This is a genomic window from candidate division KSB1 bacterium, assembly GCA_022562085.1.
GTDB lineage: Bacteria > Zhuqueibacterota > Zhuqueibacteria > Oceanimicrobiales > Oceanimicrobiaceae > Oceanimicrobium.
In genome coordinates, this window is sequence record JADFPY010000086.1 from 1 (window position 1) to 14,234 (window position 14,234).

14 protein-coding genes, 5 tRNA genes and 1 other RNA gene are annotated in these 14,234 nt (G+C 44.7%); 2 read left to right on the top strand and 18 right to left on the bottom strand.

Annotated elements, in window-relative coordinates; all coding sequences use genetic code 11:
* The 17 genes from alaS to IH879_09535 all read right to left on the bottom strand — a co-directional run.
* Positions 1-1,406: alanine--tRNA ligase (gene alaS, locus IH879_09455; GenBank protein MCH7675167.1), on the bottom strand; the 1,406-nt coding region annotated here is incomplete at its 3' end.
* 84 nt (positions 1,407-1,490) lie between these two features.
* Positions 1,491-2,120: a RecX family transcriptional regulator gene (locus IH879_09460; GenBank protein ID MCH7675168.1), complete on the bottom strand. Its 630-nt coding sequence runs from the start codon at positions 2,118-2,120 to the stop codon at positions 1,491-1,493.
* A 15-nt stretch (positions 2,121-2,135) separates the two neighbouring features.
* A complete protein-coding gene (gene recA, locus IH879_09465) occupies positions 2,136-3,215 on the bottom strand; it encodes a recombinase RecA (GenBank protein ID MCH7675169.1) in 1,080 nt (359 codons plus the stop codon).
* Between the two features lie 31 nt (positions 3,216-3,246).
* Entirely contained in the window at positions 3,247-3,804 is a 558-nt protein-coding gene (gene thpR, locus IH879_09470) for an RNA 2',3'-cyclic phosphodiesterase (protein MCH7675170.1), read from the bottom strand.
* Positions 3,805-4,134: 330 nt separating this feature from the next.
* On the bottom strand, positions 4,135-5,364 hold the full coding sequence (locus tag IH879_09475) for a competence/damage-inducible protein A (GenBank protein MCH7675171.1): 1,230 nt from the start codon (positions 5,362-5,364) through the stop codon (positions 4,135-4,137).
* A 45-nt stretch (positions 5,365-5,409) separates the two neighbouring features.
* Complete coding sequence (locus tag IH879_09480) at positions 5,410-5,859, bottom strand: phosphatidylglycerophosphatase A (GenBank protein ID MCH7675172.1); 450 nt, start codon at positions 5,857-5,859, stop codon at positions 5,410-5,412.
* Positions 5,860-6,474 (bottom strand): CDP-diacylglycerol--glycerol-3-phosphate 3-phosphatidyltransferase, encoded by a 615-nt coding sequence (gene pgsA, locus IH879_09485; protein MCH7675173.1) that lies wholly within the window; start codon positions 6,472-6,474, stop codon positions 5,860-5,862.
* A 42-nt stretch (positions 6,475-6,516) separates the two neighbouring features.
* The gene (gene recR / locus IH879_09490; GenBank protein MCH7675174.1) at positions 6,517-7,113 is read right to left on the bottom strand and encodes a recombination protein RecR; all 597 of its coding nucleotides are present in this window, start codon (positions 7,111-7,113) and stop codon (positions 6,517-6,519) included.
* A gap of 17 nt (positions 7,114-7,130) precedes the next feature.
* Entirely contained in the window at positions 7,131-7,460 is a 330-nt protein-coding gene (locus IH879_09495; protein ID MCH7675175.1) for a YbaB/EbfC family nucleoid-associated protein, read from the bottom strand.
* 18 nt (positions 7,461-7,478) lie between these two features.
* On the bottom strand, positions 7,479-9,236 hold the full coding sequence (gene dnaX / locus IH879_09500; GenBank protein ID MCH7675176.1) for a DNA polymerase III subunit gamma/tau: 1,758 nt from the start codon (positions 9,234-9,236) through the stop codon (positions 7,479-7,481).
* 143 nt (positions 9,237-9,379) lie between these two features.
* Positions 9,380-9,649: signal recognition particle sRNA large type (ffs, locus tag IH879_09505), an RNA gene on the bottom strand.
* 6 nt (positions 9,650-9,655) lie between these two features.
* Positions 9,656-9,728, bottom strand: a tRNA-Ala gene (locus tag IH879_09510).
* A gap of 108 nt (positions 9,729-9,836) precedes the next feature.
* Positions 9,837-9,923 (bottom strand) — tRNA-Ser (locus IH879_09515).
* A 95-nt stretch (positions 9,924-10,018) separates the two neighbouring features.
* A tRNA-Ser gene (locus tag IH879_09520) sits at positions 10,019-10,107 on the bottom strand.
* The gene (locus tag IH879_09525; protein MCH7675177.1) at positions 10,098-10,568 is read right to left on the bottom strand and encodes a nucleoside deaminase; all 471 of its coding nucleotides are present in this window, start codon (positions 10,566-10,568) and stop codon (positions 10,098-10,100) included. The genes IH879_09520 and IH879_09525 overlap by 10 nt, the downstream gene beginning before the upstream one ends.
* Positions 10,569-10,751: 183 nt before the next feature.
* A tRNA-Arg gene (locus IH879_09530) sits at positions 10,752-10,828 on the bottom strand.
* Positions 10,829-10,831: 3 nt separating this feature from the next.
* Positions 10,832-10,907 (bottom strand) — tRNA-Glu (locus IH879_09535).
* 153 nt (positions 10,908-11,060) lie between these two features.
* On the opposite strand from IH879_09535, the gene IH879_09540 reads away from it, so the two are divergent.
* Complete coding sequence (locus IH879_09540; protein MCH7675178.1) at positions 11,061-11,417, top strand: response regulator; 357 nt, start codon at positions 11,061-11,063, stop codon at positions 11,415-11,417.
* Here IH879_09540 and IH879_09545 read toward each other — a convergent pair whose 3' ends face one another.
* Entirely contained in the window at positions 11,418-12,059 is a 642-nt protein-coding gene (locus IH879_09545) for a hypothetical protein (GenBank protein MCH7675179.1), read from the bottom strand. It lies immediately after the preceding gene.
* 435 nt (positions 12,060-12,494) lie between these two features.
* On the opposite strand from IH879_09545, the gene IH879_09550 reads away from it, so the two are divergent.
* On the top strand, positions 12,495-14,069 hold the full coding sequence (locus IH879_09550; GenBank protein MCH7675180.1) for a hypothetical protein: 1,575 nt from the start codon (positions 12,495-12,497) through the stop codon (positions 14,067-14,069).
* Positions 14,070-14,234 lie beyond the last annotated feature (165 nt).

The window sequence follows — 14,234 nt, forward strand, 5'->3', positions numbered from 1 at the left end:
TCCTCTCCTTGAGAAAGCTCTTGCCAATTTTGGTAATCGAAATCTGCCGAGTGGCTCCATTTGCCAGCTTTTCGGGCGCGATCCCTTTGCTCTGACATAGCGTTTTCAAAGCCTTTTTCATCAACGGAAAAATTCTTTTGCCGCGCCATTAACTGGGTTAAATCGAGCGGAAAGCCGTACGTGTCATATAAACGAAACGCCTCTTTGCCCGGAATTTCTTTTTGCCCCGACTTTTCAACATCCGCAGTAATTTTCTCAAAAATCTCGATACCGCGATCCAGAGTGCTGTTGAAACTCTCTTCTTCCGATTTAATCACCAGCGAAACGAATTGGTGCTTTTCTTTCAATTCCGGAAAAGCGTCCCCCATGATGTCAACGAGGACCGGCACGAGTTTGTAGATAAATGGCTCGTGCATGTCGAGGTTGCGCCCGAAGCGAGCCGCCCTTCTGAGAATCCTACGCAAAACATAGCCGCGACCTTCATTCGAGGGCATGGCGCCATCGGCGATGGCAAAAGTGAGCGCGCGAATGTGATCGGAAATCACACGATGCGCCATGCCTTTTTCGCCGCCGGAATATTTGACGCTGGTGAGGTCATGAATCGCAGACAAAAGTGGCGTGAAGAGGTCGGTGTCGTAATTCGAGTTTGTGCCATTTATGACAGCATGGACGCGTTCGAATCCCATGCCGGTGTCGACATGTTTTGCCGGCAGGTTATGAAGTTTGCTTTCTTTGTCGCGATTAAATTGAATAAAAACCAGGTTCCAGATTTCGATGTAGCGGGCGCATCCTGCGTTTACTTCACAAACATGATTTGGGTCGTCTTTTTTGTCGCACTTGCCTTCACCGAGATCGTAATGAATTTCAGAACAGGGCCCGCAAGGACCGATGTCGCCCATTTCCCAGAAGTTATCTTTTTTACCGAAGCGAAGCACCCTTTCTTTTGGAATGGGGGTTACTCCGGTCCAGAGTTTTTCAGCTTCTTCGTCCGGCTCTAAGCCGTCTTTTTCATCGCCCCCAAAAACCGTGGCCCAGATCCGTTCCTTTTCAAGTCCCCAAACTTTTGTAAGCAATTCCCAGGCCCACTCAATGGCTTCTTTTTTGAAGTAATCGCCAAACGACCAATTGCCCAGCATTTCAAAGAATGTATGGTGATACGTGTCGAAGCCGACGTCTTCCAAATCGTTGTGCTTGCCGCCAACCCGGATGCACTTTTGGGTGTCAGCCGCCCGTTTGTAGGTGCGCGTTTCCTGTCCCAAAAATACGTTTTTAAATTGATTCATACCCGCATTGATGAACAGCAAAGTCGGGTCGTCAAACGGTACGACAGGTGCGCTCGGCACGATTTCGTGATTTTTACTTTTAAAAAAATCTAAGAAGGAATTTCGGAGCTCTTGTGAATTCATCTACGACTACTTAAGAATGATTTTCAAAACAAAATTTAAGAAAGATTACTTATTTTCCTACATATCAGACTGAAATTTAACTTTTCATTTTTCCGCAATGACTTCTTTAACAATTTCCCAATCGAAGCCCCGCCGTAAAAGAAAATCATTCAGTCGTTTTTTCTGTTTGTTTTCATCCAAGTCCTTGTAGCGGTCTTTTCTACTTTCAACTAATTCTCTGGCAATTTCTTCCTGTCGTTTTGCGGAATAAGCCTCGGTTAAGGCTTTGTCAATGATTTCCGGTTTTAAGCCTTTTTGCCAAAGCTCCTGACGAAGAAGTCTTGCCCCCATCGGTTTTTTGACGATTCGGTTGCGAGCAAACGAAAAGGCAAATTTAACATCATCAATGAACTTTGCCTCTCTTAATTCCGAGAGCACAGTTTCAATTAATTCTTCGGCATAACCCTTTTGAAGCAATTTGGTTTGTAATTCTTTTTCACTGTGTGCGCGCGCAGCCAAATATCGAAATGCTTTTTCTTTGACACGCTTTTTTTCTTCCTTTTGCAGAATATCTTTCATTCGAGCCTTCGTTAAAATATCCCCTTTTTTTAAATCAAATTGAACCAAGACCGACGAATCTAATCCGAATGCGAATTCATCATCAAGATAGACAGAAACTCTCTGCTTTCTTTGCTTCTGAGTTTCAATTTTGCTGATTTTTCCTGAAAGATCCACCGCCCCACAAAATATTTAATTAGCAACCGCTTGCTGATTTTCAGACGCTTCTTTTTTCTCGGCTGCTTTTGGCGCTTCGGCCGGCGTCTCCGGTTTCTTGATTAGCCCCAAAGCTTCGCGCACCTGTTTGTTGATTTTCTTCAGTAGATCTTGATTTTCGATCAGATATTTTTTAACATTTTCACGGCCTTGTCCCAAACGTTCCTCTCCATAAGAAAACCAGGTACCGCTCTTTTGAATGATGTCGTGATCGACGGACAAGTCGATCAAATCTCCCTCACGGGAAATACCGGTGCCGTACATAATATCAAATTCAGCTATCCGGAAAGGCGGCGCGACTTTATTTTTGACCACTTTCACTTTTGTCCGGTTGCCGATAATAGTCTCCCCATCTTTGATCGATGCAATGCGCCGAATATCGATGCGAACGGAGGCGTAAAATTTCAGCGCCCGGCCGCCGGTGGTTGTTTCCGGGTTGCCGAACATAACGCCGATTTTTTCGCGAAGTTGGTTAATAAAAATCATGCAGGTTTTTGATTTACTGATAATGCCGGCCAATTTGCGCATAGCCTGCGACATCAAGCGCGCCTGCAATCCCATTTGCGCGTCGCCCATTTCTCCTTCGATTTCGGCCTTTGGCACCAATGCGGCAACAGAGTCGATCACCACGATATCCAAAGCGCCGCTGCGGATTAGAGTCTCAGCGATTTCTAAAGCCTGCTCTCCGGTGTCGGGTTGAGAAATGAGGAGATTCTCAGTATCCACGCCTAAATTTTTAGAGTACTTTGCATCCAAAGCGTGTTCGGCATCTATGAATGCCCCCAGCCCGCCGCGCTTCTGTGCTTCTGCAATTGCGTGTAATGCCAATGTTGTTTTCCCGGACGACTCCGGACCAAAAATTTCAACAACTCTGCCCCGGGGGAATCCACCGATTCCCAAAGCGGCATCCAGGGAGATAGAACCAGTTGGAATAGCTTCAATGTCCGCGATTTTTTCATCCCCGAGACGCATAATCGAGCCTTTGCCAAACTGTCGGTCGATTTGCGTCATTGCCAGTTCAAGGGCTTTCAGTTTTTCACTATTGTCATCGCTCATATCCACTTCCCTCCGTTTTGGTTCAAACTTGCTATAATCTTATTTTTTTTAAAGGCGTATAAATCGCCCCTTTGGGATGTATTTGACTTTTCATAAAAATAATTTCTGCTACTTTGACTTCGTCTCCATCAAATTTGACAGTTTTAAATCTTTCGATAAATTGATCGCTAACTTGCGATTTAACTCTACCAATCGTCAAATGAGGATTGAAGCTCTTTTTTTCTTTAGGAAAACCAAGTTGATTCAGTTGTTGTTCAATTTTGCTATGAATGTTATTTAATTCATTCCCCGGATTATTGATGTCCACCCACAAAACCCGCGGGCGTCTGAAGTTTGGAAAAACGCCGAGTTCTTTGACAAAGAAATTGAACGGTTGAAATTCTTTTGCAGCAGTTGTTAGTGATTCTCCGATTGATTTGGTTTTGCTTTCTTCGATGTCGCCTAAAAATTTTAAGGTCAAGTGGATATTGTCAGGTTTAGTCCAGCTAATGCGTTCTTGGTGTTTTTTTAGTTCTTCCTGTAAATCGGCTATTTTTTCGCGAACGGACTCGGAAATCTCAATTGCAATAAATGAACGAATTTTAGACACAATCACCAATTAATTTGCAGAAACTTCAAACTCTCACTGAATAACCTAATTGTTTTAAAAATTGTTCGCAATCTTCTCAGGTTAAGCCAAATGCCTTCACATCAGCCACGCCCAAACGGCTTACAATCCTTACGTAATATTTCAAAGTGACTTTCCTCAAAGTCACTTTCTATCATAATGTTTTCTGCCCAATCTACCAAATCAGATAGAGTCAATTCCCGTACAAGCAGGCAGTTAGTTTATCAGCAACAATCTTAGAAGTAATGGTTTGCATGATTATATAAAGTTAGTTTCTTTACCTAAGAATTGCAAGTTGTAAAATCGAACCTTTTATTTACTCAACTCCCTTTTCAGCAAACTTAAAGCTGCCTGCACAAACCGATCCTTATTCTCAAGGCGTTCTTTAAAAAACAAAAGGCGTTTGTTGTAAGTTTCGGTCTTGGTGGAAACGCCTATGTAAACCAACCCCACCGGCTTTTCTTTGGTTCCGCCGGTCGGACCGGCGATTCCGGTGGTTGAAATCCCAAAATCCGTACCGCTGATTTTCCGAACTCCTGTTGCCATTGCTTCTGCTGTTTCCGGACTGACGGCGCCGTGCTTTTCTAAAACTTCCTTTGGGATTCCCAAAATGTCCATCTTTGCCTGATTGCTATAGGTGACAACGCCTCGTTCAAAGTATTCGGAGCTGCCGGAAATATTGGTAAGTTTGTTTGCCAGCAACCCGCCGGTGCAGGATTCGGCGACCGCCACGGTTTTTTGGGTTTTAGTGAGAAGCTTGGCCACGGCTTCTTCCAATTCCTCTTCGTCGTAGCCGTAAACGTATTTGCCCACGCTTTCCAGAACAATGTTTACTCCTTGCTCGAGCTTCTTCTGGCATTCCGTTTCATCGGTTCCTTTTACAGTCAACCGAATGTCGACGCCGCTGGTTTTGGGTAGAAAGGCCACTCTGGCGAATTGCTCGACTCTTTTAATATCGCCAAGCTTTTCAAAGGCGGTGCTTTCCGGCAGGCCGGTGGTGCGGATGGTTTTTTGAACAATGGTTTGTCCGTGCCCTTTGAATATAGGAAACAATGTTTCCTCGCTCATCATTTTCATTTCAGAGGGGACGCCGGGAAGGATAAAACATTTCTTGCCTTCTCTTTCAAAAATCAACCCGGGCGCCGTACCGATTGGATTGCCGATGAGCTGAGCTTTTTCCGGAATCCACGCCTGGTCTTCATTTGTTGCGGACATCTTGCGGCCGCGTTTTTCGAATCTACGCTTGAGTCGTTCAAGTATTTCCCCTTTAAAAATTAATTTTGATTCAAAAAACTCAGCGGCTACTGTTTTGGTAATATCGTCATGGGTGGGGCCGATGCCACCGGTTGTAATGACTGCATCACTTCGGTGCATGGCAGTTGCAAGTGCGCTTTTGAGATCATCGGCGTCATCGCCGACAGTGCTGATCCATTTGACTTCGACACCAAGAGAGGTGAGGTGTTTGGCCAACCAGGAGGCGTTGGTATTGACGGTTTGCCCGATAAGGAGCTCATCACCGATTGAAATAATTTCGAGGTTCATGATTTTATCTCACGCAAAGACCCCGACAGACGTCGGGGCAAAGATTTAATTTAAAAAATAATAAATCAATCTCAAACAAAGAGCGCTGTAAATTCCCGCAATCACATCGTCCATCATCACGCCCCAACCATGGGGTATTTTTTCAGAGGAGTTTGCCGGGAACGGTTTCATGATATCAAAGAATCGAAAAAGAAGAAAGCCAACCACCAGCCAAATCAGAGTTTTTTCAAAAAGAGCTACCGTAATCAACATTCCTACGATTTCATCAATAACGATGATCTGGTTGTCATGAACTTTGGTTTCTTTCTCGACCTGGTTGGCTGCCCATACTCCAGTAAAAAAAATCAAGGCAATTCCTACTAAAGAATAGACAGATTTGCTCTCCGGAATCGCCCAATATAAAAAAAGCCCAAAAAGACTTCCCGCTGTTCCGGGCGCTTTAGGGGCGTATCCTGTATAAAATCCAGTGGCTATAAGACGAGCGATAAAACTCATTTACGGCACATTGGTTGGCATAAAGACTCGATAAAAAGCGATAACCATCCGTTTGAAAACACTGCGGTTTTCAACCAAATAAAACAATCCTGAAGCCAGAGTGTAAATCGTCACAAACAGCATAAAATTGTTTACGAATCCAAACTTTTCATCCAATTTTATGACCGCCTGGGTCGTCGAACTTTCTGAAAATTTTTCATTTGCCATTATCCAGAACAAAATCAAGTAGATTGCAGCCATTTGACAGCCGGTTTTCCATTTTGCAAATCCAACGGTCTCAAACGGTTGTTCTGTGGATGTTGCATAAGATCTGAGCGCTGTAATGAGAACGTCTCTGAGGGCAATTACTAAAAACATCCAGAAGGGCACGATGCCCATATAAGTCAGAGCTCCGAAAGCTGTAGAGATGAGAAGTTTGTCCGCCAGGGGATCGAGATATTTTCCAAAGGGGGTAATTTTGCCCATCTTTCTGGCCGCATAGCCATCGTACCAATCCGTTAATGTCGCTATTACAAAAAGAATCAGAGACAAATAATATAGCTTAGCGATGAGAAGAACCGCAAAGAATGGCGTCAATACAATACGAAAAACAGTTAATTGGTTGGGTAACGACATGATCAAATTTTCTTTTTTTGAGTCTCCCATCGTCCTGCACCTTTAAAGAACGACTCTTCCTTCGAGAGCTTTGGTTAAGGTAATTTCATCTGCATACTCAAGGTCGCCGCCAACAGGAAGGCCGCGGGCGATTCGAGTCACTTTTATTTCAAGCGGCTTGATGAGCTTTTCCAAATAGAGCGATGTGGCTTCGCCTTCGGTGTTTGGATTGGTTGCGATAATGACCTCCTGAATGGTGCCGTCTAAGCGTGCCATCATTTCTTTTATGTGCAAATCTTTAGGTCCGATTCCCTCCAACGGTGAAAGCGCCCCGCCGAGAACATGAAACAAACCTTTGTACTCGCCGGTTTTTTCCAGTGCCAGGAGATCGTTTGCTTCTTCAACAACGCAGAGGGTGGTTTGATCTCTTTTGTGGCTCGCACAAATGTGGCACGGATCCGCCTCCGTAATATTAAAGCAAATCGTGCAAAAAATAACTTTCTCTTTGATTGCATACAGTGCATCCGCAAGCTGCTGTACTTCATACTTTGGCGACTTTAGTAAATAAAACACCAACCGCTGTGCTGACTTTCGGCCAATCCCGGGAAGTTTAGTCAACTCCGAAATGGCCTTTTCCATGGAGACAGAAGGATACTGCATAGCTCGAGCGGTATCCTCTAAAATCCCGGCATCTTAAAACCGCCGGGCAGATTCCCGAGCATGCCGCCGGCAGCTTTGCCCATTTCATCGTTGGCCAGCTCTTGCGCTTTTTCCATGGCTTGATTAACCGCGGCAACCACCAAATCTTCCAACATTTCAACATCCTCGGGGTCGACAACCTGTTTATCTATTCTAACTTCCAGGATTTCTTGTTTGCCGTTTGCAACTACTGTGACCATTCCGCCCCCCGAACTGGCCTCTACTTGTAAATCAGCAAGCTCGTCTTGTATCTTCTGCATCTTTTCCTGCATCTTCTGAGCCTGCTTCATGATATCGCCGATACCCATTTTTGCCATAACAACTCCTTAAAAATTTTTGACCTGCTTTGAGCTGATTATTTCACCGTCAAACAATTCTATGACTTTCTTTACTATCGGAATTTGCAATGTGTTTTTATCATCCGTTACTTCTTGAACTTTGATTTCTTGTATCTCCTGAACCTCGGGTTCATCGTCCACTCGTTGCTCTTTCAGCGCTTTATTGAACTCTTCACTTTCATTTTTCTTGCAGTTTATTTTTAATTTGAACCCGGTCTTTTCCAGAATGATTTCCTGAATAAGCTGCCTGTTTTGTTTAATTGTATTAATATGAAACCCATTCTCTTTACCAAAAGAAATTTCCAGCGTTCCGTCATGTACTCCGGTTGGATACCCTTCGTTTAGAAAAGACCCTAAATGAATCTTCTTGCTTTTAACCGCATCGATGATTTCAGACCAGTCATTTTTGATCTTTTCCAAAGAAACCACTGCATTCATATCCGGCGGCTCGGGGTTTTGATTTTCGGGATTTTTTTGCGGTGCTTTGTAGTCACCGTTTCCGTCTTTTACAACCGGTTTTTCTTGTGTGATTTCAACCGGTTCTGTTTTAACTTGCGGCTGTTCAGACTTATTAACTATTTTGGTCGAAGTTTCCGACTTTGATTCCGAAGCGCTTTCTAAATTGTTGAGATTGCTGAGAAGATCATCTAATTCAACGCTCTTCGCCATTTTAATCATTTTAACAATGAGCATCTCCAAAAGCAGCTTTGGATTTGAGCTTCGCTTTACTTGATATGCTGTGTCGGTGGCAAGCTGAATGAGCCTCAGCAAATCGGTTTCGGAAAAAGATTGCGCGGCCTCTTTATATTTTTCTCCGTATGTTTCCATTCCTTCCAGCAGGTCAAGGTTGTCGGTCGCCCGAACGATTAACATATTTCTAAAATGCTCAGCCAAACCGTTCAGAAACTCCGCCATGTCGTAACCGTGATTGAAAATCTTCTCCACAAGTTGCAAACCGACGACAACGTCTTTGTTCGAAATACAATCGGAAGATTCAAAAAATAACTCCTGATCAATAATGCCCAGAAGCTCGGACATCTCCTTAATTTTTATCTCCTGCCCGCAAAAAGAAACCGCCTGATCCAGCAGACTCTGGCTGTCGCGCAAACTGCCGTCAGATTTCCTTGCGATTAAAAAAAGTGATTTTTCGTCGATGTTGATTTTTTCAGAAGTACAAATATTCTGCAGCTGCTGAACGATTTCGTTCAAAGGAATTCTGCGGAAGTCGTATCGTTGGCAGCGGGATAAAATGGTGGCCGGCACTTTGTGAGGTTCAGTTGTCGCGAAGATAAACAGAACTTTGGCAGGCGGCTCTTCAAGGGTTTTCAGAAGTGCATTAAACGCCTCAGTTGTCAGCATGTGCACTTCGTCAATGATGTAAATCTTGTACTTGCCTCGAGTGGCTGCGTATCTCAGATTTTCCCGGAGAGTCCGAACTTCGTCGATACCGCGGTTGGAGGCGCCGTCTATTTCAAAAACGTCGAGGCTGCGGCTTCCGGTAATTTCAGTACAGCTGGAACATTCGTTACAGGGAGTAGGAGTTGGGCCTTTCTCACAATTGATCGCTTTTGCAAAGATTCGTGCGGTGGTGGTTTTGCCCACGCCTCGCGGCCCGGAAAAAAGATAAGCTGAAGCCAACCGGTCATTTTTGATGGCATTACTCAAGGTCGTTGTGACATGACTCTGAGCCACAACTTCTTCGAATTTCATCGGTCGCCATTTTCTGGCTAAAACCACATAAGACATTCGCCAAAACCCTCCAAAAGTTTTAGTTAAATTGTATTTTAAACTGCGAGCTTAATTTGTCTGTAATACCCAAATAAACGAATTCCAGTACTGAGATAAAACTAAATTTTAAAATCAGACCCAACAAATTTTTTAAAAAATGGCTGTGCACCCATCTCTGTCCTTTCCTTTCCAACGAGCAGCCGACAATAACCGACTCCGGGCAAGTATTCCTCCGGCACATAAAATAAACGCTTACCGCTGCTACCTTCCGGTCCTGACGGGGTTGGGCACCATTTTATTGCGAAGGACTTGATCCATCAACATCAATTATTTCTGCCACTGCAAAGGAGGAGTAGTCCTCGGATGGGAATTCGATCCTGCTAGAGCGGATTGCAGGAAACAGGGCACCGCTAACTCCCCATCTAGCACAGCCTCCGTGGAGCCGATGGGGGTTGAACCCACGACCTTCGCATTGCGAACGCGACGCTCTCCCAACTGAGCTACGGCCCCAATTTTTTATTGAATATTGTCCATTGATGATTGAATAATGAAATGTTATAGACTTTTCAGCCCGGCCATCAATAATCAATCAACAATTTTCAATATTCAATTGAAAAGCGGAGAGGCAGGGATTCGAACCCTGGGTGGCCAAAGACCACAACGGTTTTCGAGACCGTCCCGTTAAACCAGCTCCGGCACCTCTCCTTGAAATTGATTATTGATTAAAACTCAATACGACAACACATTGTTATTACTCGAGCTATTAATCAATAATCAATCAACAATAAGCAATCGAAAAGCGGAGAGGCAGGGATTCGAACCCTGGGTGGGCTTGTGACCCACACACGATTTCCAGTCGTGCACCTTCGGCCAACTCGGTCACCTCTCCGAACTACTGTTCTGTCTTAGTTTTTGAAAGAACGCTTGTAATATCCCCAGGCATTTTGATTCAAGTATTCCGCACGTGACCGTCACTTTGGAACGGAGCCTGGGACTTTGCACAATATTTAAAGTTGAACCGCAGGCGCCCATGCGGCTATCGCTGGCCCCAAACACCACTCGTTGAATTCGTGATAAATAAATTGCCCCGGCACACATCGGGCAGGGTTCTTTGGTCACGTAAAGGGTGGCATCTTCGAGTCGCCAGGAATTTCGAGAATTTGCAGCTGCGGTTATTGCGATGACTTCGGCATGAGCGGTAGGGTCTTGCAGAGTCTCCACCATATTAAAACCTCGCCCGACAACCATGCCGTCCGCCACAACCACTGCCCCAATGGGAACTTCGTCTTTTTCAAACGCCTTCTCGGCCTCCCGGTAGGCCTGCTCCATCCAACTTTCGTGAGTTCCCATTTTATAATCGATAATCGATTATTGTTTATTGACTATTCTCCAAGGTTTGTTTGCGCTGTCTTGATCTAACAAATATCGCGGCTAATTCTTTGGGTTCTTCAGATAAAGGAACCCTTTCTATCTCTATCAATTGCTTTATTCAGGGTTCAATATTCAATTTTCGATAATCAATTATCAATTAAATGGTACGCCCGGAGGGAGTCGAACCCACAACCTCTTGGTCCGTAGCCAAGCACTCTATCCAATTGAGCTACGGGCGCAGGTGGTAGCGCATACGGGAGTCGAACCCGTGTTACCGGCGTGAGAGGCCAGCGTCCTAGGCCACTAGACGAATGCGCCGTTTTTTGAACAAAAAATATACCTATTTCTTCGTATAAAATCAAGGTATATTTAGCCGAATCATTGATTTTAGTTTGACGATTGGCAATTCTTAAACCTTCGCTAAAACCTGCCGATATATGAACTATTCATAAACATCCAGAAGAGAGAAAAATGAATAAAAAAGTGCTTATTGTTGAAGATGATCCTTCTTTTATTACTTTAATTCAACTTGCCCTTCGTGATATGAATTTTGATTTTGATGTGGCGAGGGAGGGCAACACAGCGCTTGACAGGCTTTCGAAAAGCGAATACGACCTGGTAATCTGCGACTACCGCATTCCGGAAATTCATGGCCTGGAAGTTCTAAAAACCGCCAAGAACCAGAATCCCGATTGCCAAACAGTTCTGATAAGCGCAGCCGGCGAGGATATGATGAACACAAAATTAGAAGACTTGAATTTATTAGGCTTTTTGCAAAAACCGTTTTCACCGATTGAATTTCGCGCACTGGTTGAACAGGTTTTTTAGCTATTCATTAATCACTTCGGCATTTTCCACCTCACCCAGAACCCGGCCGCCGTTTGACAAATAAACCCGCACGTTTCTTCTTCTATCTTTTACAATAATTTTTCCTTCTACCACAGAATTACCCGAAATTCTGATATCCAGGCGATGAGTGTCGCGACCCCTGCCTTTCTTACCTTCGACGACAATATCTCCTTTGATTTTGGTGTTATCTTCCAAAGTTATATCCCCGTTCGTGGTATGGATGTCTCTTTCTACCGTGGTGCGCTCAAGCTCAATTCGGCCGTTAATCGCGGTGATACGGCCATCGACATGCACTCCGGCCCCACATCTTATTGACCCGTTTACCGATTCAATATCGCCGTCGATTTTTACGTCATCAGCGATTCTGATTTTGCCGTTTACGGTTTGCAAATCCTCTACTTCTGACTCGCGCCCGACTTCGATACGGCCGTTAACGGACCGGCTGCTGCCTCGAACCACACACTGTTCGCCGATGATAATGCCGCCATTCACCGAGTTCAAGCTGCCATTTCTAGTTTCACCATCCTCAAGGTAAATGGTTTTATTGACCCCAAAACCGCAAGCAGATGCAAAGAATAACGCGATTAGAAATAGGGGAAAAAGTAAAACAGGCTTTCTCATAGTAACCCTCCTTACCAAGTAATGATTTGAAAACGTATATTAAGCTGAATGTGCGACGCACTTGGAATGGAAACTAAGTTTTTTTAGTGGTGAAGCTAAAAATGGGCATAACTTTAGTCATTTCAAGAAGTGCGTCGCACATTTGTCATTTTTTGTGAATTAATCAGGTTAATTGTTCTGACAGGATTTACCTGATAAGCAGTCCCGCAAAGGCGGGATTGTTCATCGTGTTTATCCTGTCTAATTTTTTTTCAAAGGGACAATGGATAATTACGGAGATACCCAAAGGTAGTTTCCAATATATTAGATCAAACTACAAAATCAAGTCAATCCGCATTAAAACGACTGGCCGTTTTCTCTTGACAAAATAGGATTATTTCAAGATATTCGCTGCAGCAACAATCTAAGATTTCTCAAAACTTAGGGCAAACGCTTTTGCTGAAAAGTACTAAAATAATTGCTTCATTACTTCTTGTATTTTTATTTTTGCCATCTGGAATTCAATCTCAATCTGCAAATCTTCCGCTGGACCACTGGGCATATGCTTTTCTGGAAAGACTTGAACTCAAAGGATTGTACATTAGCGAAGATTTCGACACAAAGCCATATTCTCGGGAGGCCATCGCTGAAATTATTTTGCAAATCGATGAAAAAGTTAAGCAAGACTCTTCGAAGATCTCGGTAGTCGAATGGGACTTGTTAGAACAACTCAAGGGTGAATTCCACGAGAACCTTAAAAAATTACAGCCGGAAGTTGAAATCCGGAACAAGGAATATGAGCCTCATCTGTGGAGTTGGCGCAACGAGGACTTCGTCGGCCATCTCGATTTACTTTTAGGACAGCAGGTCAGGCTCGAATCAAAAGAAAGCGTCGAAAGTGGCATTGCAAAATCAACGACTGCCTGGGGATTTGGCTTGCGGGCGAACTTTAAAGAAAGCATGGCCATGTTTTTTGAAGGCCGGTCGTTTGTTTTAAGCGGCACCGACACCATAGTAAACAGGTTTTTTAACCCCTCACTCGGATTGCCGGTTAGCAGAAATGCACTCGGCGATGTCACGGATAATGCCTCGGCGTACGCCGTTTTTCGCCTGCCCTGGTTTGATCTGGAAATCGGCCGCGATTTGGTTGAATGGGGACCGGGCTTTCGCGGCAACCTGATTCTGTCCCGAAACTCAAATTTTTACGACCTTTTTAAGGCAACCTTTCGATATGAGCGGCTTAAGTATGTGCACTTTCATGGGTTTTTAAATGCCGAGCGGACAAAATATCTTGCCGGCCACCGCATAGAAGTCCGGCCTTCGGATTCGTTCAGGTTCTCGATAAACGAAACCGTGGTTTATGGCGGACGCGGTGTGGAATTCCTTTACGCCAATCCGTTCTTTCCCATCGTTATCGCCGAACGCCACCTGGGAAACAAAGATAATAATTTGATCAGCGTTGATTTTACCTGGTTTCTGCGCAACCCCGAACTGAAACTTTACGGTGAGTTTCTTTTCGACGATTTTAACCCTCGAAAGAATCTTTTCCATGATTTTGTCAATAAGTGGGGTGTTTTAATCGGCGGCTACTGGGTCGACCCTTTTGGACTGAGCAACATCGATTTTCGATTGGAATATGTTAGAATTCAGCCGTTTGTTTATTGGCACAGTCTGGGCGAAGGAAATTATTACACAAATTATGACAATTTTATGGGGCACTGGCTTGGCCCGGATTCAGATGATTTTTACGTTGAAATTAAAAAGAGAGTCCATAAAAATTTCAGATTTGGCCTCTCTTTTGAAAGGAGAGGGCGTGTAGCCGAAAGCATCGACAACGCCGTCGACCGAAATGATGGGGAAATCGCCCATCACGAACGGCCCCTGTTCCCGCGGCGACGGCAACAGCCGTTCGAGCCAGCCGGGATTGTATTCCAGCCTGATTCGGGCCGCTCCTGTCTCGTGCGGGTCCAGCAGCTCGTGCGGGTCCAGCAGCTCGTTTGGGTCCAGCAGGATGAAGCCCGCTGGGTCTGAGTGAACTTCAATGGGCCTGATTCCGCCAGCCGAATCTTGAACAGCGGCTTTCCAGCCTGGCCGCGCCAGCACGCGGACGAGAATAGCGTCGGACGGTCCCAGATCCGCCTGGATCTCGGCGGACACCGAATTCCGCCAAACCACGTCGATGGCTTCCGGCCGCCC

What these genes read in the sequence shown, in the direction of transcription:
- IH879_09545 (MCH7675179.1), bottom strand. Translation starts at nt 12,059, where the DNA reads ATGAGAAAGCCTGTTTTACTTTTTCCCCTATTTCTAATCGCGTTATTC.
- pgsA (MCH7675173.1), bottom strand. Translation starts at nt 6,474, where the DNA reads ATGTCGTTACCCAACCAATTAACTGTTTTTCGTATTGTATTGACGCCA.
- recA (MCH7675169.1), bottom strand. Translation starts at nt 3,215, where the DNA reads ATGAGCGATGACAATAGTGAAAAACTGAAAGCCCTTGAACTGGCAATG.
- IH879_09480 (MCH7675172.1), bottom strand. Translation starts at nt 5,859, where the DNA reads ATGAGTTTTATCGCTCGTCTTATAGCCACTGGATTTTATACAGGATAC.
- IH879_09495 (MCH7675175.1), bottom strand. Translation starts at nt 7,460, where the DNA reads ATGGGTATCGGCGATATCATGAAGCAGGCTCAGAAGATGCAGGAAAAG.
- recR (MCH7675174.1), bottom strand. Translation starts at nt 7,113, where the DNA reads ATGCAGTATCCTTCTGTCTCCATGGAAAAGGCCATTTCGGAGTTGACT.
- IH879_09525 (MCH7675177.1), bottom strand. Translation starts at nt 10,568, where the DNA reads ATGGGAACTCACGAAAGTTGGATGGAGCAGGCCTACCGGGAGGCCGAG.
- IH879_09540 (MCH7675178.1), top strand. Translation starts at nt 11,061, where the DNA reads ATGAATAAAAAAGTGCTTATTGTTGAAGATGATCCTTCTTTTATTACT.
- IH879_09475 (MCH7675171.1), bottom strand. Translation starts at nt 5,364, where the DNA reads ATGAACCTCGAAATTATTTCAATCGGTGATGAGCTCCTTATCGGGCAA.
- dnaX (MCH7675176.1), bottom strand. Translation starts at nt 9,236, where the DNA reads ATGTCTTATGTGGTTTTAGCCAGAAAATGGCGACCGATGAAATTCGAA.